The sequence below is a fragment of the Holzapfeliella sp. JNUCC 80 genome, assembly GCF_053667655.1.
Window position 1 is genome coordinate 206948 of the sequence record NZ_CM132205.1, and the last position, 25014, is coordinate 231961.

At 36.4% G+C, this 25014-nt stretch carries 24 protein-coding genes; 21 read left to right on the top strand and 3 right to left on the bottom strand.

The window, feature by feature from the left end; all coding sequences use genetic code 11:
* Window positions 1-22: 22 nt before the first annotated feature.
* The 10 genes from mgtA to JNUCC80_RS01050 all read left to right on the top strand — a co-directional run bounded on the left by mgtA (window position 23) and on the right by JNUCC80_RS01050 (window position 11894).
* The gene (gene mgtA, locus JNUCC80_RS01005) at window positions 23-2698 is read left to right on the top strand and encodes a magnesium-translocating P-type ATPase (RefSeq protein ID WP_454153049.1); all 2676 of its coding nucleotides are present in this window, start codon (window positions 23-25) and stop codon (window positions 2696-2698) included.
* Window positions 2699-2849: 151 nt separating this feature from the next.
* A complete protein-coding gene (metG, locus tag JNUCC80_RS01010) occupies window positions 2850-4856 on the top strand; it encodes a methionine--tRNA ligase (RefSeq protein ID WP_454153050.1) in 2007 nt (668 codons plus the stop codon).
* Complete coding sequence (locus tag JNUCC80_RS01015) at window positions 4856-5629, top strand: TatD family hydrolase (RefSeq protein WP_454153051.1); 774 nt, start codon at window positions 4856-4858, stop codon at window positions 5627-5629. Before metG ends, JNUCC80_RS01015 begins: the two co-directional genes overlap by 1 nt.
* Window positions 5622-6206, top strand: a complete 585-nt coding sequence (gene rnmV / locus JNUCC80_RS01020; protein ID WP_454143394.1) for a ribonuclease M5 — start codon at window positions 5622-5624, stop codon at window positions 6204-6206. The genes JNUCC80_RS01015 and rnmV overlap by 8 nt, the downstream gene beginning before the upstream one ends.
* On the top strand, window positions 6184-7062 hold the full coding sequence (rsmA, locus tag JNUCC80_RS01025) for a 16S rRNA (adenine(1518)-N(6)/adenine(1519)-N(6))-dimethyltransferase RsmA (protein WP_454153052.1): 879 nt from the start codon (window positions 6184-6186) through the stop codon (window positions 7060-7062). Before rnmV ends, rsmA begins: the two co-directional genes overlap by 23 nt.
* 78 nt (window positions 7063-7140) lie before the next feature.
* A complete protein-coding gene (locus JNUCC80_RS01030) occupies window positions 7141-7389 on the top strand; it encodes a Veg family protein (RefSeq protein WP_339968861.1) in 249 nt (82 codons plus the stop codon).
* Window positions 7390-7487: 98 nt separating this feature from the next.
* Window positions 7488-8315 carry a pur operon repressor gene (gene purR / locus JNUCC80_RS01035; protein WP_454153053.1) on the top strand — a complete coding sequence of 276 codons (828 nt, stop codon included), beginning with the start codon at window positions 7488-7490 and terminating at the stop codon, window positions 8313-8315.
* Window positions 8316-9452 (top strand): VanZ family protein, encoded by a 1137-nt coding sequence (locus JNUCC80_RS01040; protein ID WP_454153054.1) that lies wholly within the window; start codon window positions 8316-8318, stop codon window positions 9450-9452.
* A gap of 4 nt (window positions 9453-9456) precedes the next feature.
* Complete coding sequence (glmU, locus tag JNUCC80_RS01045) at window positions 9457-10845, top strand: bifunctional UDP-N-acetylglucosamine diphosphorylase/glucosamine-1-phosphate N-acetyltransferase GlmU (RefSeq protein WP_454153055.1); 1389 nt, start codon at window positions 9457-9459, stop codon at window positions 10843-10845.
* A gap of 68 nt (window positions 10846-10913) precedes the next feature.
* A complete protein-coding gene (locus tag JNUCC80_RS01050; protein ID WP_454153056.1) occupies window positions 10914-11894 on the top strand; it encodes a ribose-phosphate diphosphokinase in 981 nt (326 codons plus the stop codon).
* Window positions 11895-11945: 51 nt separating this feature from the next.
* Here JNUCC80_RS01050 and mscL read toward each other — a convergent pair whose 3' ends face one another.
* Both mscL and JNUCC80_RS01060 read right to left on the bottom strand, forming a co-directional pair.
* Complete coding sequence (gene mscL / locus JNUCC80_RS01055; protein WP_454143384.1) at window positions 11946-12326, bottom strand: large-conductance mechanosensitive channel protein MscL; 381 nt, start codon at window positions 12324-12326, stop codon at window positions 11946-11948.
* 2 nt (window positions 12327-12328) lie between these two features.
* Window positions 12329-13687 (bottom strand): HD domain-containing protein, encoded by a 1359-nt coding sequence (locus JNUCC80_RS01060; protein ID WP_454153057.1) that lies wholly within the window; start codon window positions 13685-13687, stop codon window positions 12329-12331.
* 157 nt (window positions 13688-13844) lie between these two features.
* On the opposite strand from JNUCC80_RS01060, the gene JNUCC80_RS01065 reads away from it, so the two are divergent.
* The 5 genes from JNUCC80_RS01065 (at window position 13845) to JNUCC80_RS01085 (ending at window position 18348) form a co-directional block, all read left to right on the top strand.
* Entirely contained in the window at window positions 13845-14255 is a 411-nt protein-coding gene (locus JNUCC80_RS01065; protein WP_454153058.1) for a DUF1934 family protein, read from the top strand.
* A gap of 43 nt (window positions 14256-14298) precedes the next feature.
* Window positions 14299-14820 carry a DNA-directed RNA polymerase subunit delta gene (rpoE, locus tag JNUCC80_RS01070; protein ID WP_339968875.1) on the top strand — a complete coding sequence of 174 codons (522 nt, stop codon included), beginning with the start codon at window positions 14299-14301 and terminating at the stop codon, window positions 14818-14820.
* 135 nt (window positions 14821-14955) lie between these two features.
* Entirely contained in the window at window positions 14956-16569 is a 1614-nt protein-coding gene (locus JNUCC80_RS01075) for a CTP synthase (RefSeq protein WP_454153059.1), read from the top strand.
* A 163-nt stretch (window positions 16570-16732) separates the two neighbouring features.
* Window positions 16733-18001 (top strand): UDP-N-acetylglucosamine 1-carboxyvinyltransferase, encoded by a 1269-nt coding sequence (locus JNUCC80_RS01080; RefSeq protein ID WP_454153060.1) that lies wholly within the window; start codon window positions 16733-16735, stop codon window positions 17999-18001.
* Between the two features lie 101 nt (window positions 18002-18102).
* Window positions 18103-18348, top strand: coding sequence for a type B 50S ribosomal protein L31 (locus tag JNUCC80_RS01085; protein ID WP_454143373.1), 246 nt, complete (start codon window positions 18103-18105; stop codon window positions 18346-18348).
* Between the two features lie 61 nt (window positions 18349-18409).
* Here the strand turns inward: JNUCC80_RS01085 and JNUCC80_RS01090 are convergent, their stop codons facing one another.
* Window positions 18410-19639 (bottom strand): multidrug efflux MFS transporter, encoded by a 1230-nt coding sequence (locus tag JNUCC80_RS01090; RefSeq protein ID WP_454153061.1) that lies wholly within the window; start codon window positions 19637-19639, stop codon window positions 18410-18412.
* Between the two features lie 158 nt (window positions 19640-19797).
* Here JNUCC80_RS01090 and JNUCC80_RS01095 point away from each other — a divergent pair, with 158 nt between their 5' ends.
* The 6 genes from JNUCC80_RS01095 to JNUCC80_RS01120 all read left to right on the top strand — a co-directional run bounded on the left by JNUCC80_RS01095 (window position 19798) and on the right by JNUCC80_RS01120 (window position 25003).
* Window positions 19798-21174 (top strand): UDP-N-acetylmuramoyl-tripeptide--D-alanyl-D-alanine ligase, encoded by a 1377-nt coding sequence (locus JNUCC80_RS01095; RefSeq protein WP_454153062.1) that lies wholly within the window; start codon window positions 19798-19800, stop codon window positions 21172-21174.
* A gap of 28 nt (window positions 21175-21202) precedes the next feature.
* Entirely contained in the window at window positions 21203-22750 is a 1548-nt protein-coding gene (locus JNUCC80_RS01100; RefSeq protein ID WP_454153063.1) for a DEAD/DEAH box helicase, read from the top strand.
* An 81-nt stretch (window positions 22751-22831) separates the two neighbouring features.
* Complete coding sequence (acpS, locus tag JNUCC80_RS01105) at window positions 22832-23200, top strand: holo-ACP synthase (protein ID WP_454143365.1); 369 nt, start codon at window positions 22832-22834, stop codon at window positions 23198-23200.
* A complete protein-coding gene (gene alr / locus JNUCC80_RS01110) occupies window positions 23184-24326 on the top strand; it encodes an alanine racemase (protein ID WP_454153064.1) in 1143 nt (380 codons plus the stop codon). The genes acpS and alr overlap by 17 nt, the downstream gene beginning before the upstream one ends.
* 13 nt (window positions 24327-24339) lie before the next feature.
* The gene (locus JNUCC80_RS01115) at window positions 24340-24585 is read left to right on the top strand and encodes a hypothetical protein (protein WP_454143361.1); all 246 of its coding nucleotides are present in this window, start codon (window positions 24340-24342) and stop codon (window positions 24583-24585) included.
* 37 nt (window positions 24586-24622) lie between these two features.
* Complete coding sequence (locus tag JNUCC80_RS01120) at window positions 24623-25003, top strand: type II toxin-antitoxin system PemK/MazF family toxin (protein ID WP_454143359.1); 381 nt, start codon at window positions 24623-24625, stop codon at window positions 25001-25003.
* Window positions 25004-25014: the final 11 nt, after the last annotated feature.

The window sequence follows — 25014 nt, forward strand, 5'->3', positions numbered from 1 at the left end:
TTTTGAAAGGAAGTTGACAAACATGTTAGAAAAAAAGAGAAATGGCGTTATGCAACAACAGATTGAAAAAATCAAGTTGTATGCACGCCAAAGTAACGAGGAAGTTCTAAGTGAGTTGCATACTAGTTCTTCAGGATTATCCGAAGAGCAAGCAATTAATCATCAAGAACAATATGGTGAAAATAAAGTTTCCCATGGTAACGGTGACACTAAGGTCAAACAATTTATTGAGGCTTTTGTGACACCCTTTACTGTCGTGTTAGTCGTATTAGCTATTGCATCCTTTATGACGGATTGGGTCTTTTCAGCACCACAAGATCGATCAGTAGCGACAACAGTTATCATGCTATTGATGGTTATTATTAGTGGATCGATGAGCTTCTTTCAAAGTCGTCGTTCAAGTAATGCTGTGGATAGCTTGATGAAGATGATTCAAGTGACTACTAATGTTATTCGCCAAGGTAAGTCATTTGAAATTGCAACCGAAAAGGTGGTAGTTGGCGATATTATTTCACTATCAGCTGGTGATATGGTGCCTGCAGATATGCGCTTGCTACAAACAAAAGATTTGTTTGCTAGTACAAGTTCATTAAACGGTGAATCTGCCCCAGTTGAAAAAATTGCAACAGCTAAGCCAAAAGATAATGAAGATTATTTAAGTTATCAAAATATGGCTTATTCTGGTACTAACATTGTGAGTGGGAGTGCTTTAGGAGTTGTTGTGGGAGTTGGCTCAAAAACTGTCTTTGGCCAAATTGCAGGTGAATTATCCACAAAAAGTAAACAAGTTACAGCCTTTGATAAAGGTATCCAATCAACTTCATGGTTATTAATCAGATTTATGTTGGTTGTTGCACCACTCGTTTTTTTGATTAATGGCTTGTTGAAGGGGAGCTGGCTTGATGCGCTGATTTTTGCAATTGCCACAGCTGTTGGGTTAACGCCTGAAATGTTGCCGGTTATTGTAACCTCTAACTTGGTTAAAGGATCAGTTGAAATGTCAAAACATGGCACTATCATGAAGAACATTGATGCGATTCAAAACCTAGGTTCTGCCACAGTTTTAACAACCGACAAAACAGGGACATTAACACAGGACAAGGTTGTCTTAGAGTATCACTATGACTTAAACCACACCGAAAAGCCTAAAGTCTTAACTTATGCTTACTTGAACAGCTATTATCAAACGGGCTTAAAAAACCTAATGGATAAAGCAATTATTGCAGAAGCTGGCAAAGAATTAGACACCGACCAAATTAAGTCTGATTATCGCAAAATTGATGAAATCCCATTCGATTTTAAACGTCGTCGAATGAGTGTCGTAGTTGAAAACAGTGATGATGAACGGTTATTGGTAACTAAAGGTGCGGCTGAAGAAATGCTAGAAGTCAGTCGTTATTATGAAATTGATGGTGAAGTTAAAAAGCTTGATAACACCATGCGTGATAAGATTTTAAAACAAATTGAATCTTTGAATGAAGACGGTCTTCGCGTAATTTTGTTAGCTTATCAAAAAAATCCTCGTCCAGCAGGAGCGTTTTCTGTTGCAGATGAACGTGATTTAATTATTTTGGGTAACTTATCATTCTTGGATCCACCTAAAGAATCTACTAAACAAGCACTAGAACAACTAAAAATTGATGGTATTGACGTTAAAATTTTAACAGGTGATAATGAATTAATTACGCGAGCTGTTGCCAAACAAGTTGGCTTAAATGTGGATAAGATTTATTCAGGTCAAGAACTAGAAGATAAATCGACAGACGAGTTAGCTAAAATTGTTGAGTCTCATAATATTTTCGTTAAGTTAACACCTGCGCATAAAAGCATGATTATTCGTCAGCTTCGTGCTAATGGTCATACTGTTGCTTTTATGGGTGATGGCATTAACGATGCACCTGCGATGAAAGAAGCAGATGTGGGGATTTCAGTTGATACGGCAGTTGATATTGCCAAAGAATCAGCGGATGTTATTCTACTTAAAAAAGACTTAAAGGTATTGGATACAGGAGTTCGTTTAGGACGTAAGGTATTTGGTAACACGATGAAGTATATTAAGATGACTTCAAGTTCAAACTTCGGGAATATCTTTTCAGTTGTTTTTGCAAGTTTATTTTTACCATTCTTACCAATGCAACCTTTGCAATTGTTGCTATTGAACATGATTTACGATATTTCATGCTTGGCGATTCCATTTGATGTCATGAGCGAAAAGTATTTAGAAACGCCACGTAGCTGGTCAACTAAAGGGCTTAAGAAATTTATGTTTTACTTTGGACCAACCAGTTCAGTGTTTGATATTTTAACTTTTGCATTTTTATTCTTTATTTTAGGACCTGCAATGTTAGGTCACACTTATTTTGATTTGAATCAAGCACAACAATTACAGTTTATGATGATGTTTAACACAGGGTGGTTTATTGAATCACTTTGGACACAAGAAATGGTGATTCATGCACTTCGTGATAAACGCATTCCCTTTATTCAAACTAAAGCTTCATTTCCACTAATGGTTTCAACTATTGGGGCTGGAATTATTGGAACAATTATTCCTTATTTAGATTTTGGGAAAGACTTAGGATTTGAATTACTACCTATTACTTATCTATTCTTTGTGTTATTAATGCTAGTTCTTTACTTTGTTTTGGTGACAATTGTAAAAAAACGTTATTTAAAACATGAAGACGAATTGATTTAAAAAAGATTGGCGATTTCGCCAATCTTTTTTGTTAGCCTTGCCATTGTGAAATAAAAATCGCTATAATTGGGAGTATATCTAAAAAAGAGCAGTATTAAGAAGAATTATGATTGTGATATACTGTAAACGATTATAAATAAGGAGTTTAACTATGTCTGATAAAACATTTTACGTCACAACCCCCATTTATTACCCATCTGGAAAACTAACGATTGGAAATGCTTATACAACAGTTGTTGCTGATGTTTTAGCACGTTACAAACGTCAAAAAGGCTACGATGTCTTTTTCCTAACAGGGACAGATGAGCATGGGCAAAAAATCGAAGAAAAAGCAGAAAAAGAAAAAACAAATCCAAAAGCTTATGTTGATAAGATGGCTGCTAGCTACAAAGAACTTTGGGAAATGTTAGATATCACTTACGACCGTTTCATTCGTACAACCGATGAAGATCACCAAAAAGGTGTGCAACAAATTTTTGAAAAATTACTCGCACAAGGTGATATCTATTTAGGTGAATATGAAGGTTGGTATTCAGTTAGTGATGAAGAATACTTTACAGAATCACAATTGGATGAAGTTTATCGTGATGAAAACGGTAAAGTAATCGGTGGTAAAGCACCTTCAGGACATGAAGTTGAACTAGTGAAGGAACCAAGTTACTTCTTCAAAATGAGTAAATACGCTGACCGTTTAGTTGAATACTACAACAATCACCCAGAATTTATTCAACCTGAATCTCGTCGTAACGAAATGATTAATAACTTCATTAAACCAGGTCTTGAAGATCTTTCAGTTACACGTACAACAATTGACTGGGGAATTAAAGTCCCTTCAGATCCAAAACACGTTGTTTACGTTTGGATTGATGCGTTGGCCAACTATATCACAGCGCTTGGTTATGGTTCAGATGATCACAAATTATATGACAAATTCTGGCCTGCTGATGTGCATTTAGTTGGAAAAGAAATTGTTCGTTTCCACACAATTTACTGGCCAATTATGTTGATGGCACTAGACTTACCACTACCAAAACAAATTTTTGGTCACGGTTGGGTCTTGATGAAAGACGGTAAAATGTCTAAATCAAAAGGAAATGCTGTTTACCCTGAAATGATTGTGAACCGTTTTGGTTTAGATGCTCTACGTTACTACTTAATGCGTGAAATTCCATTTGGAAATGATGGTATCTTTACACCTGAAGATTTCGTTGAACGCGTGAACTACGATTTAGCTAATGACCTAGGAAACTTGTTAAACCGTACAGTTTCAATGATTAACAAGTACCATCAAGGATACGTACAACCACTTGGTGAACATCTAACTGATTTTGATGCTTCACTTGAAGAAAAAGCAACTGAAACAATTGCTAAATACGATGAATTAATGAACAGTTTCCATTTCTCAAAAGCTTTAGATACTGTTTTTGAATTCGTACGTCGTGCTAACAAATACATTGATGAAACACAACCTTGGGTGCTAGCAAAAGACGAAAATAAAGCAGATGAACTAAAAGATGTGATGTCACACTTAGCTGAAAGCTTACGTTTAATTGCATTATTAATTAAACCAATTATGACACAAACACCTCACAAGATTTTTGAACAACTAGGTCTTTCAGAAGATTCAAAATCAGCTCATGAACTAGCATTTGGTGCTTATGACTGGGGTCACGTTGTGGCAACTAAAGCAACACCTATCTTCCCAAGACTTGAAAAAGAAGTTGAAATTAAATACATCAAAGATCAAATGGCCAACTCTAAAGATAAAAAACAAAGTCGTTCACAAAAGAAACAAGCGTCTGCAAAAAACGAGGAAAAAGTAACTGACAACGAAATTCAATTTGATGATTTTATTAAAGTTGAAATGAGAGTTGGACAGGTATTAGAAGTTGAAAAAGTAGAAGGTTCTGACAAATTACTTAAATTCCAACTTGATTTTGGCGAAGAAAAACCACGTCAAATACTATCTGGAATTGCTAACTTCTATCCTGAAGAACAAGAATTAAAAGGCAAGAAAGTAATTGGTGTTATTAACTTGAAACCACGTAAGATTTTTGGTCAAATGAGCCAAGGAATGTTGCTTTCTAGTGAAAAAGGCAAAAAAGTGCAATTAGCAATTGTGGATGATTCACACGAAAACGGAGCTGAAATCGGATAATGAAATTATTTGATGCACATACGCATTTAAACGATACGCCTTTTTTAGGTAAAGAGGCAGAGTATATTCAACGTGCAAAAGATTTAACGGTTACGGATATGGCCATTATTGGGTCAAATCCGGACATGAATCAACGTGCAGTTGAGCTGAGTGAAGAGTTTGACCCGCTTTATGCAGTAGTTGGTTTTCACCCAGATGATGCAAAACTATACAATGAACAAGAAGAAGCAGTTTTAAAAGATTTGCTTCAAAAAGAAAAAACAGTTGCAGTTGGCGAAATTGGACTAGATTATCACTGGGATGCTTCAAAACGTTCAACACAACATGAGGTTTTCGAACGTCAATTGCAGTTGGCATATGACATGAAGTTACCAGTATCTATTCATACAAGGGATGCATTTGAAGATACTTATGCGATTTTGAAAAATTTCGGTAAAGTTGACACTTATGGTGGTGTTATCCATAGTTTTAATGGTAGCCCTGATCAACTACAACAGTATTTAGACCTTGGATTGAATGTTTCTTACAGTGGTGTAGCTGCTTTTAAAAACGCCAAAGAAGTTCATGAATCAGTGATTCAAACACCGCTCGATAAAATGATGGTTGAAACAGATGCGCCATATCTAACACCAACACCTTATCGTGGTAAGCAAAATGAACCAGGTTATACTTACTATGTAGCCAAAGCAATTAGTGAATTGAAAGGAATCGACGTAGAAGAAGTTGCAGATGCAACTTATCGTAATACGTTGAAATTTTATAATCTTGACTGAATTTAAAATTGAAGAAGTGGTTGTTGTGGAAGGAAAAGATGATATCAAGCGATTGAATCTTTATTTTCCAGGTATCAAGACGATTCAAACTCAAGGATCTGCGATTTCAGATTCAATTTTAGACCAGATTGAGACGGCTTATCATAAGACTGGGGTCATTGTTTTGACCGATCCCGACTTTAATGGTGAAAAAATTCGAAAAAAAATTTTAGAACGCCTGCCCAAAGCTAAGCAGGCGTTTTTGCCGCGTGATAAAGCTGTTCCACAAAAGTCTGGTGGGAGTTTAGGGATTGAACACGCTTCAAAAGCGTCATTGCTTGAAGCTTTAAAGGGTGCGCGTTTGACACAACAACTTTATGAACCTGAAGTATCGCGCCATGATTTAATAGAGCATGGGTTAGTTTTTGGACCTAATGCGCGATTTTTAAGAGAACAACTAGGTAATCAGTTAAAAATTGGTTACGGGAATGCCAAACAATTAGAGAAAAAATGTGCGACATTTCAAATTACAAAAGAAGAATTTGAAAACGCAATGCAAAAAGTGAAGGAGAAATATGAAGAGTTTACCCATCGGTGATCCGATTAAGACATCACAAATTATTCATGATTACGGTTTGAGAGCAAAGAAAAGTTTAGGACAAAACTTTCTAACCGATTTAAATGTATTAGAAAACATTGTTGAGAGTGCTGAAATAACACCTGAAGATCAAGTACTTGAAGTAGGACCTGGAATTGGTTCTATTACGCAACAGCTTGCTGAAACAGGCTGTAAAGTCGTTAGTTTTGAAATTGACCAACGCTTTATCGCGGTTTTAGATGATGTGTTAGGCGAGTACGACAACGTGGCTATTATTAATCAAGACGTCCTAAAAGCAGATTTAGAAAAAGAATTATCGTCGTACTTTGACTTAGATAAACCAGTTAAAATCGTTGCTAACTTACCTTACTACATCACAACACCGATTATGTTTAAGCTATTAGATAGCCCATTGAAACTGACTTCGATGACAGTATTAATGCAAAAAGAAGTTGCTGATCGGATTGTTGCTGACCACGGTTCAAAGAACTGGGGGCCATTATCAATTGCAGTTCAAATGGTTGGTGATCCTGAAATTAGTTTTACAGTACCACCCAAATCATTTAACCCAGCACCTAAAGTGACTTCTGCTATTTTAAATCTAAGACTAAAAGGTGATAAATATCAAGATGTTGAATTTGATCATCAATTGTTTGATGAAGTTGTTAATGCCTGTTTCAAACAAAGACGTAAAACAATTTATAATAATTTGAAGCAAGCGTTTGGTTCAAAAGGTAAGTCTCCGGAAGATATTAAAGAAATCTTAAATAATGCGAACATTCCTGAAAAATATCGTGCTGAACAATTAACAATTAATGACTTTATTCAGTTGACTAATTGTCTTTCTTTCGGGTAAAATTATATAGTTTGAGACTAAAAATTTGCTATCCCTTGACAAATTCGCTATAATAGTGTTGCAGGGGAGAGTGAATATATGCTAATGACATTACAAAAGATTAAGCAACAGCTTGAAGACCATATTGGTGAAGATATTACAGTTGTGGCGCAAGCCGGTCGTAAGAAGATTACTCGACGTAAAGGAACACTAACTAAAACTTACCCATCAGTATTTTTGGTTGATTTGGACCAAGAAGAAAATCACTTTGAAAGAGCTACTTACAGCTATACTGACTTATTAACTGAAAATATAAAATTGGAATTTGAAGTTGTTCAAGACGCTTAAATTTTCCCGAACAATCATTAGTAATTTTATAGAATTACTAGTGGTTTTTTTTGTTTTGCGGTATCCTTGATACAGAAATATATACGGAGGCACATTTTATGAAACGATCAGAACGTCTTATTGATATGACGCAATATCTTTTATCAAAACCACACACGCTGATTTCGCTACCTTTTTTTGCGAACAAGTATGATTCTGCCAAATCATCAATCAGTGAAGATCTTTCTATTCTAAGAAAGACTTTGGCAACGAACCAAAACGGCTACCTACAGACAATAGCTGGTGCTGCTGGAGGTGTGCGTTACATTCCATTTATGGGACGAGTAGACGCAATCAATTTGGTTGAAGAATTGATTAAAAATGTTGATGATGAAGAAAGAATTTTACCTGGTGGTTTTTTATATCTATCAGATATTATTGGTAATCCTCAACTTTTACAAGCAATTGGTAAGTTAATTGCGACACATTTTGCTTTTAGTGATATTGATGTTGTGATGACTGTTGAAACAAAAGGTGCGCCATTAGCTGCTGCAGTTGCTAGCTTCTTAAATGTGCCGTACGTTATTGTTAGAAGAAAGCCAAAAATTACAGAGGGCCCAACTATTAGTGTGAACTATGTTTCCAGTTCAGGCACTCGTTTTGAAAAAATGGAATTAGCTAAGCGTAGCTTAAAGCCACACTCAAACGTGCTAATTGTTGATGACTTCATGAAGGGTGGCGGTACCATTAATGGTATGGTTAACCTTGTTAACGAGTTTGATGCTAATGTGAGTGGTATCTCTGTTTTATGTGAAGCTAAGTCTTCTGAAAAATCAGTTGCAGATTATGTTTCGTTATTGAATCTTGAAGAAGTTGATCCAGCAAACAAAGAAATTAAAGTTAATCCTGGAAATGTTATTGAAAGAACGAATTTCGAGGTGTTCTAATTGGGATATGTACAAGTCATTAAAACAGCTGTTTTATTATTTCCAATTTTAGCTTTAATTATTTCACTCCCAGTATTTATTAGACAATATCATAAGTACCAGGCCTTTGTTTTTTGGCGCGGAATTATGATTTACTCGTTTGTCTTCTATATGCTAGTGGCCTATTGTTTGATTATTTTACCGTTGCCTGACATTCAGGCAGTGGCAAACCTCAAAACGCCAACTTATAACCTACACTTATTTCAATTCGTAACAGAATTCAAAAATGAAACACCTTTGATTTTAAGTAAACCGCAAACTTATTTGCAAACACTTAAAAGTGCTAGTTTCATTCAACCTTTATTCAACTTGTTCCTAACGATTCCATTTGGTGTTTATCTCAGGTATTACTTTAAACGAAGCTTCAAGCAAGTTTTAGTGCTGGGATTTTTACTATCATTATTCTTTGAACTGACACAGTTAACGGGGCTTTATGGTATTTATCCAAGGTCTTATCGTTTGTTTGACGTTGATGATTTGTTATTGAATACGTTAGGTGCGATTTTTGGTTATGTACTGACGCCAGCAGTGACATTTTTATTCCCAACTCAAGACAAATTGTCACAAAAAGCAGGCTCTTTAAAGAATAAGGTATCGCTTATTCGCCGTGCGGTTGCTTTTGTGACAGATATGATTATTCTGGGCATAATGGCTTCAGCTATAGCAATTGTTTTAAAAATGGCACAAATAGCTAATCACTCAATTGTAGCTAATTTTTTGGCGGGAGTTATTTTGTTTGTTTTAATACCTTTAATCAAGGGACAGACTATAGGAAAATGGGCCGTTAAAATAAAAATAGTTGATGCCAGAGACGGAACAAAACCTGGCTTTTGGCAATTGATTTTTCGTCAATTTGAATTATATGGTGTTATTATCCCGTTCATGACAGTTGCCACACCTTATGTGTTATCGCTGTCGGGAAGAATTACTGAAGATAAGTTGACGCAACTTTATTTCCTATCAATTTTTATGTTGTTTCTGAATTTATTATTTGTCGGCTATTTGGTTTGGCAAGCGTTTAAGCCATCGCCCGTTTTATTTTATGAAAGATGGTCAAGGACCAAACAAGTGAGTCAGATAACAGAAGAGGAGAGCTAATCCAATGGATCAAAAAAATATTATTATTTTGGCTGCTGGTCAAGGAACCAGAATGAAGTCAAAACGTTACAAAGTCTTACACGAAATTTTAGGTCGTAGTATGGTTGACCACGTCTTGACACAAGTTGAAAAACTTGACCCACAAAACATTGTAACGGTTGTTGGTCATGGTGCTGATGAAGTTAAAAAGGCGTTAGGTGACCGCACACAATACGTTTTACAAGCAGAGCAATTGGGAACAGGTCATGCGGTAATGCAGGCTTCAGAGCTGCTCAAAGATAAAACGGGTAGCACTATTGTGGCTAATGGTGATACGCCGTTATTAACAGCTGAAACTTTTGAAAAGTTATTTGATTCTCATCAACAACTTCACGCAAAAGCAACAGTTTTAACAGCAAAAGCCCCTAACCCATCAGGCTATGGTCGTGTTATTCGTAATGAAGACAATGAAGTGATTAAGATTGTTGAACAAAAAGATGCTTCAGAAGCTGAAAAGAGAATTGATGAAATTAACACAGGTGTTTACTGTTTTGATAATCAAGCACTATTTGATGCTTTAAGTCAAGTAACCAACGATAATGCACAAAATGAATATTACATCACTGATGTGATTGAAATTTTGAAATCTCAAGGTGAAGTAATTTCAGCTTATCAAATGTCAGATTTTGATGAATCAATGGGAGTTAACGACCGTTTAGCTTTAAGTCAAGCAACTAAAGTGATGCGAAACCGTATTAACAAGAAACATTTATTAAATGGTGTAACCATTATCGATCCTGAAAATACATATATTGATGTTGATGTTGAAATTGGGTCTGATACAGTGATTGAACCAGGTGTTTATTTGCAAGGGCAAACGACAATTGGTGAATCTTGCGTGATTACAACAGGCTCAAAAATTGTAAATAGCAAGATTGCAGATAATGTTACAGTTAAGTCTTCAACAATTGAAGATTCAGTGATGGAAAGTCATACAGATGCTGGTCCATACGCGCATTTACGTCCTCAATCGCATATTAAAGAATATGCCCATATTGGTAATTTTGTTGAAATCAAAAAAGCCGTAATTGGTGAACATACTAAAGTTGGCCACTTGACTTACGTTGGGGATGCAACTTTAGAAGATCATATTAATATCGGCTGTGGTGTTGTTTTTGTTAATTATGATGGTGTCCAAAAATTCCATACAACAGTCGGTTCTCATAGCTTTATTGGTAGTAGTTCAAGCATTGTGGCGCCTGTTAATATTGAAGACCATGCTTTTGTTGCAGCGGGTTCAACGATTACAAAAGATGTGCCAAAACATGCCATGGGTATTGCACGACAAAAACAAACAAACAAAGAAGACTTTTGGAAACGACTACCATTAGCACAAAATCCAGATTGGAACTAGAATTAGTTTATTTTTTAGTCTAATTTTGGTATTATGTCTTTTGGATTGTAAGAAAAGTGGAGGAAAAAATGACAGATCAGTATTCAGATAAAAAGATGAAACTTTTTGCATTAAATTCAAATCAACCTTTAGCACAAAAAATTGCAGATACAGTTGGTTTAGAACTAGGAAAATCTAGTGTAAGACGCTTTAGTGATGGAGAAATTCAAATCAATATTGACGAATCCGTTCGTGGTTCAGAAGTCTTTATTGTGCAGTCAACAAGCGCACCTGTAAACGATAACTTGATGGAATTATTGATTATGATTGATGCACTACGCCGTGCTTCAGCTAACAGTATTAACTTGGTAATTCCTTACTATGGTTACGCTCGTCAAGACCGTAAATCACGCTCAAGAGAACCTATTACAGCTAAATTAGTTGCTAATATGATTCAAAAAGCAGGTGCAGATCGTGTATTAGCACTAGATTTACATGCTGCTCAAATTCAAGGATTCTTCGACCTACCTGTGGATCACTTAATGGGTGCCCCATTACTTGCTGATTACTTCTTAAATCAACATTTAGATGAAAACACAGTTGTTGTGTCTCCTGACCACGGTGGTGTTCCTCGTGCTCGTCGTTTAGCAGAATTCTTAAAAGCCCCAATCGCAATTATCGATAAACGTCGTCCTAAAGCTAATGTGGCTGAAGTGATGAATATTATTGGTGATGTTAAAGGTAAAAGAGCTATCATTATTGATGACATGATTGATACTGCAGGTACAATTACTTTAGCTGCTCAAGCATTGAAAGATGCTGGTGCAACTGAAGTTTATGCAAGTTGTACTCACCCAGTTTTATCAGGTCCAGCAACTGATCGTATTGCAAACTCTGCAATCAAACAACTTGTTGTGACAGATTCAATTAACCTACCACAAGAAAAAATGATCGATAAAATGGTTCAAGTTTCTGTAGGTCCGCTAATTGGAGAAGCGATTAAACGTATTTACGAAGATGAACCCGTAAGTCCATTATTTCAAACACGTTTTCAATCAAAGAAAAAATAAGTCAATTTAAAAAAGCTTACTGAGTAAAATCAGTAAGCTTTTTTGTTAGCATTATTTGTTTTGTTGTTTCAACAAGTCGCGAATTTCTTGTAAGTATACTTCTTCTTGACTTGGTTTTGGAGCAGCTTTTGGTTTTTCTTCTTCTTTCTTTCTAAGACTATTGAATGCTTTTGCAATCAAGAAGACAACGAAGGCTGTAATCAAGAAGGCAATCACATCGTTCAAGAATTGACCAACTAAGAAGTTAGCACTTCCGATTGAAAAATGAAGATTTGATAGATCGATTTGACCTAGGAATAAACCAATAAACGGATTCAAAAGATTCTTAGTTAATGAGGTAACGATGCCAGAAAAGGCACTACCAATTAAGACCCCAATGGCTAAGTCTAAAACATTCCCACGAGAAATAAATTGTTTAAATTCTTTAAGCATAATTATGCTTCCTCCCTTTGTGTAAGTAGTTCACCATTTTTTATGTAACTTTGAAACTCGGCGTAAAGTTCTTGAAGTTCTGGGTCCTGCGAGTCACCCTTAATCATAACTCGAGGAAAGTAGAAGCGTTCATCTCCTTCTTGTTTACCAGAAATAGCTTCAACAATTTTACTTAATTTAGAAAGCTCCATCCAGTCGGAGTCGCTAACCATAATTTCAATCTGTGTTTTAGGTTTCTTTTGATCAGGATGATAAGCATCGTATGGCAAGTCAAAACTATCATTCAATGCCGTGTAATAATCAGAGTTAAACCCAGCTTTTTCAACAAGAGCTTTCAAATACTTGATTTGAGGTTTGCTTTCGTCGGTAATCTGCACAGATTTAAATGGTTTGCGATCCAGGAATTTGCCTGCTAAATCACTTAATATTTTATCATGATGGTAGCGTAAAAGCGAAAAATTAGCATTCAATACACCATCATCTAGGTTTAAGTAGTCTTCAAGTGTGAAATTATGTTCTAAAAATGGCACAAGTAAGTCAGACATACTGTTTTTAGGAAGTTCACCCTGTTCATAAACATATTTTGCACGTTCAAGTAGGTGAGTTAACACAACTTCCATTCCGCGTGAAGCAGGGTGGAAATAAACTTGTTGGTACATTTGAAATCTTGATAAGATGTAATCTTCAACAGCATGCATCCCATTTTTTTCAAAGGTAATACCACCTGAATAAGGACGCATCACACGTAAAATACGCGTTAAATCAAACATGCCATATTGTGTTCCGGTCATGTACGCATCACGTAACAAGTAATCCATACGGTCTGCATCAATTTGGCTTGAAATCATTTGAACAACTTGAGGATTTGGATAAGTCTTGTTGATAACACTCGCAACTTTTTCTGGGAAATCAGGACTAACCTTTTTCAAAACTTGATTGATTTCTGTTTTTTCAGAGGTGATGATTTCTTGTGTGAACTGCTCGTGATCGGTGTGAAAAATATGTTCAAATGTGTGTGAATAAGCACCATGTCCCACGTCATGAAGTAAGGCAGCAGCTAAAGCAACAATGCTTTCGCTATCATCCCAAAGACCGTCTCCAGCTTCTTTTGAAGGGTAGTTACGGTTAAAGTTATTCACAATTTGACGTGTTACTTCATAAACCCCAAGTGAGTGAGTGAAGCGAGAATGTTCACCGCCATGGAAAGTAAATGCAGCACCGCCAAGTTGACGAATACGACGTAGACGTTGGAATTCACGCGTATCAATAAGTTCGAGAATAAATGGGTACTCAACGTGAATATAGTTATGTACAGGGTCGCGCAATACTTTTTCACGTGGTAGTTTTTGGATAGATTTCATTGAGATAATCTCCTTTATATTAGGCATAGTTACAATTAAGATTAGTATTTTTATTTTAACATTTTTAAGATTAATTTGATAAATCATTTTAGTGTTAGACTTGATGGCTGTTGTCTGATATAACTAAGGAGAAACCAGGACAAAGGAAAGATAAAAAATGGCAAAAGAAGTTCAAGTATCTTTAATTACGCAAGTACACCAAGAAGGTGAAGTTGAGACGTATCAATATGAAGCTCCCGGATTGCTTGATATTGTATCTGATTCACAAGTTTTGACTTATGCAGAAGAATCAGGTGTTCAAGTGGAATTTAGAATTTTTAGTACCTATGTTGAAATGACACGTACTGTTGATGATAAAAATGGGTCAAGTTTGCGTTTTGAACGTGGTAAAACACACTCAGGTAGCTTTTTAGCTCAGGGATTTCCACTAGAATTTACGGTTGAAACAGATCAATTAGACTTAATCCAGGCTTCAATTGATTCACAAATGCTCAAAATTGACTATAAATTGTTCAATCATGGTCAAAAAGTTGGGGATTATATGTTAAAATTGATTTTTGAAGCATAGTTTAGTATTATGAAGAGTAGACTTTTGAAAGGACGTGCATCACGTGAAATTGGATGTATTTAATGGCCAAAACGTAGAAGAACTTTCAATGATTGAAGTAGCACATGCAATCTTGGAACAAAGAGGCGAAAAAATGGCCTTTGCTGATTTAGTAAACGAAATTCAACGCTTTTTAAACAAAAGTGACGAAGTAATTCGTGAAGATTTACCACAATTTTATACAGATTTAAATATCGATGGCAGCTTTATTTCACTAGGTGAAAATGTATGGGCACTACGTTCTTGGTATCCATATGATTCCGTTGATGAAGAAGTTAACCACCCAGAAGATGATGACGAGACAACTCGTGATCGTAAACCTAAGAAGGTTAATGCGTTCCTAGCAGCTGTTGAAGATGAAGATATTATCGATTACGATTCTGATGATCCAGAAGATGAAGAATTAGACGTTGAAGACGAAGATTTTGATTCTGAAGACTTAGATGACGACGATAAATCAGACACATTGCCAGACGGTATTGAAGGTAAATTAGCTGATTTAGATGATGATGACGAAGACGAATAATTCAAATTATTAACTTGATTTTTTAACTTAAATCTTGTAATATACTTTTTGGGCGTCTTTACAGATACGTCAGCTCCCTGATATTCAGGGAGCTATTTTTGTTTTCCCTGACTTTTTTAGAAGGAGATTGATTATATGACCAAGTATATTTTTGTAACAGGTGGAGTAGTTTCATCCCTAGGAAAAGGTATTATTGCTTCTTCCTTAGGACGTTTATTAAAGAACCGTGGATTAAAGGTGACAATGCAAAAATTTGATCCTTATATCAATATTGATCCTGGAACAATGAGTCCATACCAACACGGTGAAGTTTTTGTTACTGACGATGGTGCAGAAACTGACTTAGATCTTGGTCATTACGAACGTTTTATTGATATCAATTTAAACCGTTACTCAAACGTAACAACTGGTAAAGTATATACTGAAGTTCTACAAAAAGAACGTCGTGGTGAATACAATGGTGCAACAGTCCAAGTTATTCCCCACATTACTAACATGATTAAAGAAAAAATTATGCGTGCAGCAACAACAACTGATTCTGATGTTATCATCACAGAAATCGGGGGAACAGTTGGTGATATTGAATCAACACCTTTCTTAGAAGCACTAAGACAAATGAAAGCTGATGTTGGTTCTGAAAATGTAATGTACATTCACTCAACTCTAATTCCTTATTTAAAAGCTGCTGGCGAAATGAAAACAAAACCAACACAACACAGTGTTAAAGAACTTCGTGGTATTGGTATCCAACCTAACATGCTTGTTTTAAGAACAGAAAGTCCTGTTGAACAAGAAATGAAAGACAAAATTGCAAACATGACTGATGTGCCAGTTGAAGCAGTTGTTGAATCTGTTGATGTGGATAACCTTTATCAAATTCCATTAAACTTACAAGCACAAAACATGGATCAAGTTGTACTAGATTTCTTACATCTTGATGCACCTGAAGCAGATATGACAGAATGGAAAGCCTTACTTAACCGTGTTCAAAACTTGAAACACAAAACAACGATTACTTTAGTTGGTAAATATGTTGAATTGCAAGATGCTTACATTTCTGTTTCTGAAGCTTTGAAACATGCTGGATACGCTTTTGATTCAGATATTGAAATCAAAAAAGTTCAAGCCGAAGACATCACAAAAGAAAATGTTGCCGATTATTTAAACGGAACAGACGGATTAATTGTTCCTGGTGGTTTTGGTACACGTGGTCTTGAAGGTATGATTGAATCTATTCAATACGCTCGTGAAAACGACATTCCATTCTTTGGTATTTGTTTAGGAATGCAAATGGCTAGTGTTGAATTTGCACGTAATGTTGCGGGTCTAAAAGGTGCTAATACAGCAGAAGTTGATTTTGATATTGAAGATAACATTATCGATTTAATGGCTGACCAAAAAGATCAAGAAAACATTGGTGGAACACTTCGCCTTGGTCTATATTCAGCTAAGTTAAAACCTGGAACAAAAACTGCTGAAGCTTACGATAATCAAGATGTTATTCAAGAACGTCACCGTCACCGTTACGAATTCAACAATGAATATCGTGACCTACTTGGCGAAAAAGGCTTGGTATTTTCAGGAACATCTCCAGACAACCGTTTGGTTGAAATTGTGGAAGTTCCAGGCAACAAGTTCCACGTTGCAGCACAATACCACCCTGAATTTATGTCAAGACCAAACCGTCCTGAAGGACTATTTAAAGCATTCATTAAGGCAGCTTCTGGCTTAGATGAAGTTGATATTTAAAGTTACATTAAAAAGTTGTCGATTTCGACAACTTTTTTTATATCCGTGGTAATACTTGTCGTTAATATCTTGTAATTTTTGCGTTTTTCTTATAACATTAAAGTAACGTGCGTCATCAATTATATGACAGCATGGTAATAATAGTTAAAGGACGTTCTTCCTAATGAAAAAAATGATAATCAATGGCGGAAAGGCGTTAAAAGGCGATGTTTACATTGGCGGTGCCAAAAATAGTACAGTAGCATTAATCCCTGCGGCTATTTTGTCACACACGCCTGTTGTCTTAGAGTCTGTTCCCCGTATTCAAGATGTTGACAATTTAATGTCATTGTTAATGGATATGAACGTCACCAGTGATTTTGAACAAACAACTTTAACCATTGACCCAACCAATATCGAATTAAGACCGTTACCACATGGTAAAATCAAGAGTTTACGCGCTTCTTATTACTTTATGGGAGCTTTACTCGGCAGATTTGGTCGCGCAAGCGTTGCGTTTCCTGGAGGAGATGACATTGGTCCAAGACCAATCGATCAACATTTTAAAGGGATGGAATGTTTAGGGGCAAAAGTTGAAAATGTGGCTGGTGAAATCGTTGTATCCGCACCAAAAGAAGGTCTAAAAGGGGCACATATCACACTTGATATGACTTCTGTAGGTGCAACCGTTAATATTATTTTGGCGGCCGTAACAGCTACAGGTAAAACTGTTTTAGAAAACGCTGCAAAAGAACCAGAAATCATTGATTTGGCGACTTTCCTAAATAACATGGGAGCTAAAATCCGTGGTGCTGGAACTGATACAATTCGTATTGAGGGTGTCGAAAAGCTAGAAGCTAAAAATGCACACACTATCATTCCAGATCGTATTGAAGCCGGAACATATCTTTCTTTAGCAGCTTGTATTGGTGATGGTGTTTGCTTGCATAATATCATCAGCGAACATTTAGATTCGTTCTTAGCTAAGGTAGAAGCAATGGGCGTTAATATGGATGTGAATGAAGATTCAATTTATGTTTATCCTTCTGGGGATTTGAGTATGATTCAAGTCAAAACGATGCCTTACCCAGGATTTGCGACAGACTTACAACAACCAATTACACCGCTGTTGATTTCAGCTAAAAGTGGTGAAGGTGTTGTGATTGATACCATTTATCCAAAACGAGTTAAACACATTCGTGAATTAAACAAAATGGGCGCTAAGATTAAAGTTGAAAACGATATCATCTTAGTTCACCCGGGTTCAAGACTAACTGGTGCAGAAGTAATTGCTGATGAAATTCGTGCCGGTGCTTCACTGATGTTAGCGGGATTAATGGCTGAGGGTCAGACAGTTATTCATAACGCTGATAATATTTTACGCGGTTATGACCGTGTTGAAGAGAAGTTGCGTTTGCTAGGTGCAGATGTTACAGTTTGCGAAGATGATTAAAAAAAGATGCTTTGCATTTTTTTTTAAGAGATGTTAATATTTATTGTTGTAATAATTATCTCTAGTTTGGCACACAAACTAGGGCAAAGGAGAAATGAGCTATGAAGAAAAGCATTCACCCAGAATACCACGAAGTCGTATTTATGGACTCAGCAACAGGTTTCAAATTTGTTTCTGGTTCAACAAAAAATTCTGATGAAACTGTTGAATTTGAAGGTAAAACATACCCTCTAATTCGTATGGAAATCACATCAGACTCACACCCATTCTACACAGGTAAACAAAAATTCACTCAAGCAGATGGTCGTGTGGATCGTTTCAACAAAAAATACGGTATCAAAGGTTAATTCTGAAAACCGAACAAAAAAACACGTTCTTATTAAAGAACGTGTTTTTTTATATTCAAAATTATTCTGCTTGATCACGCCGTAATTCCCGCGTGTTAATTGTTACCCAAATCAAGTTAATTAAAACAAGTAAACTTGTGGATAAGAAAACGCCAGGATAACCAAAACTACTTGAAACAAACGAACCAATTAAAGGCCCGGCAACATTTCCCATGGCCTGGAAGGATTGATTATAACTAAAAATCCGACCAGAAACCTCATGCGGTGAATATTTAGCAAGTAGGGTTTGAACTTGTGGTAACATTGCAGCATCAGAAATTCCGACCAGTAATCGCAGTATGCCTAGTTGCCAAACATTATGTACAAAGGCTTGTGGAACGTAGAGGATTAAGGCAAAAATAATCCCGCCGATTAATATTTTTTGGGTTCCAATTTTATCCCCGAGTCGGCCAAAAAGTGGTGCTGCCACCAGCGTGGCTACCCCAGGAAGAGCCGCGACAACCCCGCTGACAATCGCCACAGCGCCTCCGTTATTTAACAACTGCTTAACATATAAACTCAAAATAGGGTTAACTGAGTTATTAGAAGCTTGAATGATTAAAGTTGTCACAAACATACCCAAAATCAATTTAGGATAAGGTAGGTTTTGAAAAATTTTACGGATGTTCAGTTTTCTTTGTTCTTGGGAGATAGGTTTGAAATCTTCTTTAACTAAAAAGACAGTTAAAAAGAAAACAATAAATAGCAGTGTCCCAGTGATAAAGAATGTAATCCGATATGAAAAGGCTTGGGCAATGACCCCACCAAATAAAGGACCTAGTAGTGTTCCTGAAACTACACCAGTTGTCAGCGTTCCTAGTGCTTGCCCCGATTTTTCTTTTGGGACGGTCGTTGCAATCAAAGCATTAGCATTACTGACATAACCAGAAAAAACACCTTGAAGTAATCGCAAGATAACAAGTTGTTGAACATTTGAAACGACTCCCATTAAAGCGATGATAACGCTCATTCCAAGAGAAGCTCTAAGCAACATTAATCGTCGCCCTTTTGTATCGGCTAGCTTACCCCAGATGGGTGAAACTAGTGCCATAACTAAGAAGGTTGATGAAATGGTAATCCCACTCCAAAAACTTAATTGAGATTGTGAAAAATCACCTAAGGTATCAATATACAAACTCATAAACGGTACAATAATACTAAATCCCATTCCGACCATGAAACAACCGAACCATAATACTTTCAGATTCCGTCGCCAATTAGGGTCGTAGGATTGTGTCAGACTCTCAGACATTTATAATCCTCCTTATCAAAATAATTAATAGTACTATTCTACTGCTTTTATTAGACAAATAACAACAGTAAAATAAGATAGTGCTTTTAATTACTTACTAAACGCAGTATAATGAACGATGTGCAATTTTTATTTTTCACTAGTTCAGGAGTTTTTAAATGAAAATGATGCTTTCAGAGATTGCTAAAGCAATCGATGCAACAATTGATTCCAACCAGGATGTTGAAATCACAGAGGTACAATTTGATAGCCGTCTAATTAACGAAAATGCGTTATTCGTGCCAATTATTGGTGAGCGAGATGGTCATGACTTTGTATTTGCCGCAAAGGATTCTGGTGCAATTGCAACACTTTGGCAAACAGATCACGAAATCCCAGAAGATTTGGGACTAGCTGTTTTAAAAGTGGATGATTGTCTGGCAGCTCTTCAAAAATTAGCGAAATATTATTTACAAAAAGTTAATCCAAAAGTTGTTGCTGTTACAGGTAGCAATGGAAAAACGACAACAAAAGATATGATTCGTGATGTTTTGTCGACACAGTTTAACGTTCACGCAACAGAAGGTAACTTTAACAATGAGATTGGGGTTCCCATGACCATTTTGAATATGAAGATTAATACCGAAATGTTAGTGTGTGAAATGGGGATGGACCGTCCAGGTCAGCTAACTCAACTTAGCCAAATTGCTTCTCCAGATGTTGCTGTGATTACGATGATAGGAGAAGCGCATCTTGAATTTTTTGGAACACGTGAAAAAATCGCGCAAGCCAAAATGGAAATTACTTCTTACTTAAAAGAAGATGGCTACTTAATTTATAACGGTGATGAGCCTTTGCTTAATAACTTAGCGCAAAACATCGAACAAGATAAATTAACTTTTGGTTTTGAAAATACCAACCATCTTTATGCAACAAATGTTGAAACAAAGCAAAAGCAAATGAAGTTCCAAACCAACCTTGATGAAGATATTAACTTTACTTTACCTGTAATTGGTAAACATAATGTATCCAATGCACTAGCTGCGATTGTTGTGGGTGAAGTACTGCAAATTGAACCTTCAAATATGCAAGACGCGTTGAGTCATTTTAATTTGACTAAAGACCGTATGCAGTGGTTAGAAGGGGATGCAGGAGAAGAGATTATGAGTGATATTTACAACTCTAATCCAACCGCTACCAGAGCTTCGTTAAGTGCTTTTTCTAACGTTTCATTAGCTGATGAAACTAACCAACGCATTGTTGTGTTAGCTGATATGCTTGAATTGGGTGAACAAGGCCCAGAACTACACGCGAACCTTGTGACCGCGTTTTCAAAAGACGCCATTAACCAGGTTTATTTATATGGCCCCTTAATGGCTAATTTATATAATCAGCTAATCAAAATTTATCCTGAAACCGACTTGCACTACTATGACATTGATCATAAGCAACAATTAATTCAGGATTTACAAGCAACTATTCATGCAGGTGACCTTGTTCTATTAAAAGGTAGCCATGGGTTGCATTTGAGTGAAGTTTTACAGGCACTTTTATAAAAAAGTAGCCAAATTAGGAGGATATTTTTTGAAATTTGATGAATTAAATTTGAACTCGGAGATACTACAATCTATTAAGCGTGCTGGATTTGAAGAAGCAACACCAATCCAAGCCCAAACAATTCCTTTAGTATTAGAAGGAAAAGACGTTATCGGCCAAGCTCAAACAGGTACAGGTAAAACAGCTGCTTTTGGTTTACCTGTATTACAAGAACTAAAACCTCATGCAGGTAAAGTACAAGCTATTGTTATCTCACCAACACGTGAATTAGCAATCCAAACACAAGAAGAACTTTACCGCTTAGGTCGCGACAACAAAGCACGTGTGCAAGTTGTTTATGGTGGATCAGACATTTCACGTCAAATCCGTTCACTAAAACAAGCACCTGATATTTTGGTAGGTACTCCAGGACGTTTACTTGACCACATTAAACGTCGTACAGTTGATTTAAGTCAAGTCCAACACGTTGTGTTAGACGAAGCTGATGAAATGCTAGACATGGGATTTGTGGAAGATATCGAAAGTATCTTAAGCAATGTACCAAGCAAGCACCAAACTTTACTATTCTCAGCTACAATGCCAAAACCAATCATGCGAATTGCAGAAAAATTCATGCAAGACCCTGAAATTGTGCAAGTAAAATCAAAGAACTTAACTGCTGATAAAATTGAACAACACTATATTCGTTGTAAAGAATTTGAAAAATTCGATATCATGACACGTTTATTCGATGTTCAAAACCCAGAATTGACTGTTTTATTCGGTCGTACAAAACGTCGTGTTGATGAATTAACTAAGGGATTACAATTGCGTGGTTTTAACGCTGAAGGAATCCATGGTGATTTATCACAACAAAAACGTATGTCTGTTTTACGTCAATTTAAAGCAGGAAAACTTGATATCTTAGTTGCAACTGACGTAGCTGCTCGTGGATTAGATGTTTCAGGTGTAACTCACGTTTACAACTATGATATTCCTCAAGACCCAGAAAGCTATGTTCACCGTATCGGTCGTACAGGTCGTGCTGGTAAAGATGGTGTGAGTGTAACTTTTGTTACAGCTAACGAAATGAGTTACTTACGCTCTATCGAAAACTTAACTAAGAAAAAAGTATTACCTCTAGCACCACCTTCAGAAGAAGAAGCCTTCAAAGGTCAACTAGATAAATCATTGGATCACATTAAATCATTACTTGGTAATGCTAAGAGCCTTTCAAAATATGAAGAAAGTGCTGATCAATTATTAACAGAATACGATGCAAAAGAATTAGTTTCTGCTTTACTTAAAGAAGTAACTAAAGACCCATCAGATGTTCCTGTTAAGATTACTTCAGAACGTCCATTACCAAACAAAAACCGTGGTGGTGGTCGTGGTGGTAACCGTCGTCGCAATAACAACGGTGGCCGTCGTCGTAACAATGATCGTCGTGGTGGAGACCGTAATCGCGGTGGTAACCGTAATCGTAACAACGATCGCCGTAACAATGACCGCCGTGGCGGAAACGGCAATGGTGGCAACCACAAAAAAAATCAAAATCAATCAAAAAGCGGTAACTTTACAATCCGTAAAAAATAATTAAGAAAAGAATTGGAAGTTATTTCCAATTCTTTTTTAGTTTAGTATTGAATTTGTGTAAGAAGGAAGGCTTTTGCCAAAATGATTATTGGATTAGGCATTGATATTACACCGCTCGAACGAATTGAACGAGCTTATCAGCGTAATGCTCGTTTTGCAAAACGAATTTTAACAACAAATGAATATAAAAAATTTATGACTTGTACCGAAAAAGAAAAAATCCGTTATTTAGCAGGACGTTTTTCTGTTAAGGAATCTTTTTCAAAAGCCTATGGCACAGGGATAGGCAAAGTGAGGCTTCAAGATATTGAAACGCTTAGTGATCAGCGAGGCAAACCCATTACAACTGTCAAAAATTTCACTAAAAAAATTCATGTTTCTATCTCTCACTCACACACCGATGTGATATCACAAGTTATTTTGGAGGATTTAAATGATAATTGCAGCTAATCGACACGCACAAGTGAATGTTAATCTTGGAGCAATTAAACAAAATGTTAAACAACAAATTGAATCTTTCGATTCGAATGTAGAAGTATTTGGTGTTGTCAAAGCCAATGGTTATGGTCATGGTATGGTTCCAGTTGCACAGGCTGTTTTGCAGGCAGGTGCAAAAGGACTTTGTGTAGCGATGATTGATGAAGCAATTGAATTGAGAAGACAAGGTATTTTATGTCCTATTTTAGTGTTAGGTATACAAGAACCTAGTCTGGCTTTGTTGGCTGCTGAATACGACATCTCACTGCCTGTTGGTGACCTTGACTGGTTACAACAAGCTGCGAGTTATCTAAAATCATCTCAACAGCTCAAGATTCATTTAGCTGTTGATTCAGGTATGGGGCGTATTGGATTCATGGATGCGAGTCAAATGCCTGAAATCGAAAGTTATTTGATGAATCATCAGGCTAATTTTGAAGTTGAAGGTCTATTTACGCATTTTGCAACAGCTGATGAAGCTGATGATACTTATTTTAATTATCAAGTAAGTCGCTTTAACGCAGTTAAAAAAGAATTGAGTCTTAAGCCAAAATATATTCATATGACTAATAGTGCAACTAGTTTGTTTCATCATGACGTGCATGGCAATATGGTCAGAATTGGCATTGGGTTGTATGGCTTAAATCCCTCAAGTAGCCCAAGCGCGCCTGACTTGGCGTTACCCTATACTTTAACTCCTGCATTATCTTTAACGAGTGAACTTGTTTTTGTCAAAGAAATCACGCCAGAAATGGGTGTTAGTTATGGCGCTACTTATAAAGCTGATGAAAATCAGTGGATAGGAACTATTCCGGTGGGTTACGCTGATGGGTGGTCACGAAAAATGCAGGGCTTCAAAGTTAAAGTTGGTGATGAATATTGTCCAGTTGTTGGTCGAGTATGTATGGATCAATTCATGGTTAAATTAAGCAAGCCTCATCCTGTAGGAACTAAGGTCACACTGATTTCTGATGATCCATCTGAACCAAATAGCGTCACAAAAGTAGCTAATTATTTAGACACAATTCACTATGAAGTGATTTGTGGTTTGACGCCACGCTTAAAAAGGGTATACCATAACAGTATAGAATCGGAGTAAAAGGAGTAATATGATGTCGGATACACGTGCTATTTCGATTGAAATTGATCAATCTTGGCAAGGTGCAATGAATATTTATTGCGATTCTCATCAAATGAGTAATGACAAATTTATGCGGTTAGCCATTGAAGAATACTTGGCAAACCACGAACCAGTTGTTTCGGAATTTGCTAAAGGTTATCAACAAATGGGTAAAATTAATCGTGAGATTTGTCACGAGTTTGATGCTTGTGAAAAAGAACTAGATGTTGAATTATAGTCCCAACCGATGATGATAAAAGCAAAGGAAGATTAGGATGGCTAAACATATCAAACGGGGGGATGTTTACTATGCCGAACTGTCACCTGTTGTAGGTAGTGAACAGGGTGGACTTAGACCGGTTTTGATTATCCAAAATGATATTGGAAATCGCTATAGCCCAACAGTTATTGTCGCAGCAATTACGACAAGGATTCAAAAACCAAAAATGCCAACACATATCGCTTTTGAACCGCAAGGCAAAATTGACTATCCTTCGGTCATTTTACTTGAACAAATTCGGACGATTGATAAAACAAGACTAAAAGATCTGGTTGCTGAACTTTCAGATGATAAAATGCAAGAAGTGAACCAAGCACTATCAATTAGTATTGGTCTTGAAAGTCCTTCGTTTTCTAAAAAAGTTAAAGTAAAATAAACATAAAAAAA

Bases quoted from the DNA above. Each gene is read 5' to 3' on its own strand.
- JNUCC80_RS01060 (WP_454153057.1), bottom strand. From the start codon at position 13,687: ATGAAATCTATCCAAAAACTACCACGTGAAAAAGTATTGCGCGACCCT.
- JNUCC80_RS01095 (WP_454153062.1), top strand. From the start codon at position 19,798: ATGAAAATGATGCTTTCAGAGATTGCTAAAGCAATCGATGCAACAATT.
- JNUCC80_RS01115 (WP_454143361.1), top strand. From the start codon at position 24,340: ATGTCGGATACACGTGCTATTTCGATTGAAATTGATCAATCTTGGCAA.
- acpS (WP_454143365.1), top strand. From the start codon at position 22,832: ATGATTATTGGATTAGGCATTGATATTACACCGCTCGAACGAATTGAA.
- mgtA (WP_454153049.1), top strand. From the start codon at position 23: ATGTTAGAAAAAAAGAGAAATGGCGTTATGCAACAACAGATTGAAAAA.
- JNUCC80_RS01050 (WP_454153056.1), top strand. From the start codon at position 10,914: ATGACAGATCAGTATTCAGATAAAAAGATGAAACTTTTTGCATTAAAT.
- purR (WP_454153053.1), top strand. From the start codon at position 7,488: ATGAAACGATCAGAACGTCTTATTGATATGACGCAATATCTTTTATCA.
- rsmA (WP_454153052.1), top strand. From the start codon at position 6,184: ATGAAGAGTTTACCCATCGGTGATCCGATTAAGACATCACAAATTATT.
- alr (WP_454153064.1), top strand. From the start codon at position 23,184: ATGATAATTGCAGCTAATCGACACGCACAAGTGAATGTTAATCTTGGA.
- JNUCC80_RS01030 (WP_339968861.1), top strand. From the start codon at position 7,141: ATGCTAATGACATTACAAAAGATTAAGCAACAGCTTGAAGACCATATT.
- metG (WP_454153050.1), top strand. From the start codon at position 2,850: ATGTCTGATAAAACATTTTACGTCACAACCCCCATTTATTACCCATCT.
- JNUCC80_RS01015 (WP_454153051.1), top strand. From the start codon at position 4,856: ATGAAATTATTTGATGCACATACGCATTTAAACGATACGCCTTTTTTA.
- glmU (WP_454153055.1), top strand. From the start codon at position 9,457: ATGGATCAAAAAAATATTATTATTTTGGCTGCTGGTCAAGGAACCAGA.
- JNUCC80_RS01065 (WP_454153058.1), top strand. From the start codon at position 13,845: ATGGCAAAAGAAGTTCAAGTATCTTTAATTACGCAAGTACACCAAGAA.
- JNUCC80_RS01090 (WP_454153061.1), bottom strand. From the start codon at position 19,639: ATGTCTGAGAGTCTGACACAATCCTACGACCCTAATTGGCGACGGAAT.
- JNUCC80_RS01120 (WP_454143359.1), top strand. From the start codon at position 24,623: ATGGCTAAACATATCAAACGGGGGGATGTTTACTATGCCGAACTGTCA.
- mscL (WP_454143384.1), bottom strand. From the start codon at position 12,326: ATGCTTAAAGAATTTAAACAATTTATTTCTCGTGGGAATGTTTTAGAC.
- JNUCC80_RS01080 (WP_454153060.1), top strand. From the start codon at position 16,733: ATGAAAAAAATGATAATCAATGGCGGAAAGGCGTTAAAAGGCGATGTT.
- JNUCC80_RS01085 (WP_454143373.1), top strand. From the start codon at position 18,103: ATGAAGAAAAGCATTCACCCAGAATACCACGAAGTCGTATTTATGGAC.
- JNUCC80_RS01075 (WP_454153059.1), top strand. From the start codon at position 14,956: ATGACCAAGTATATTTTTGTAACAGGTGGAGTAGTTTCATCCCTAGGA.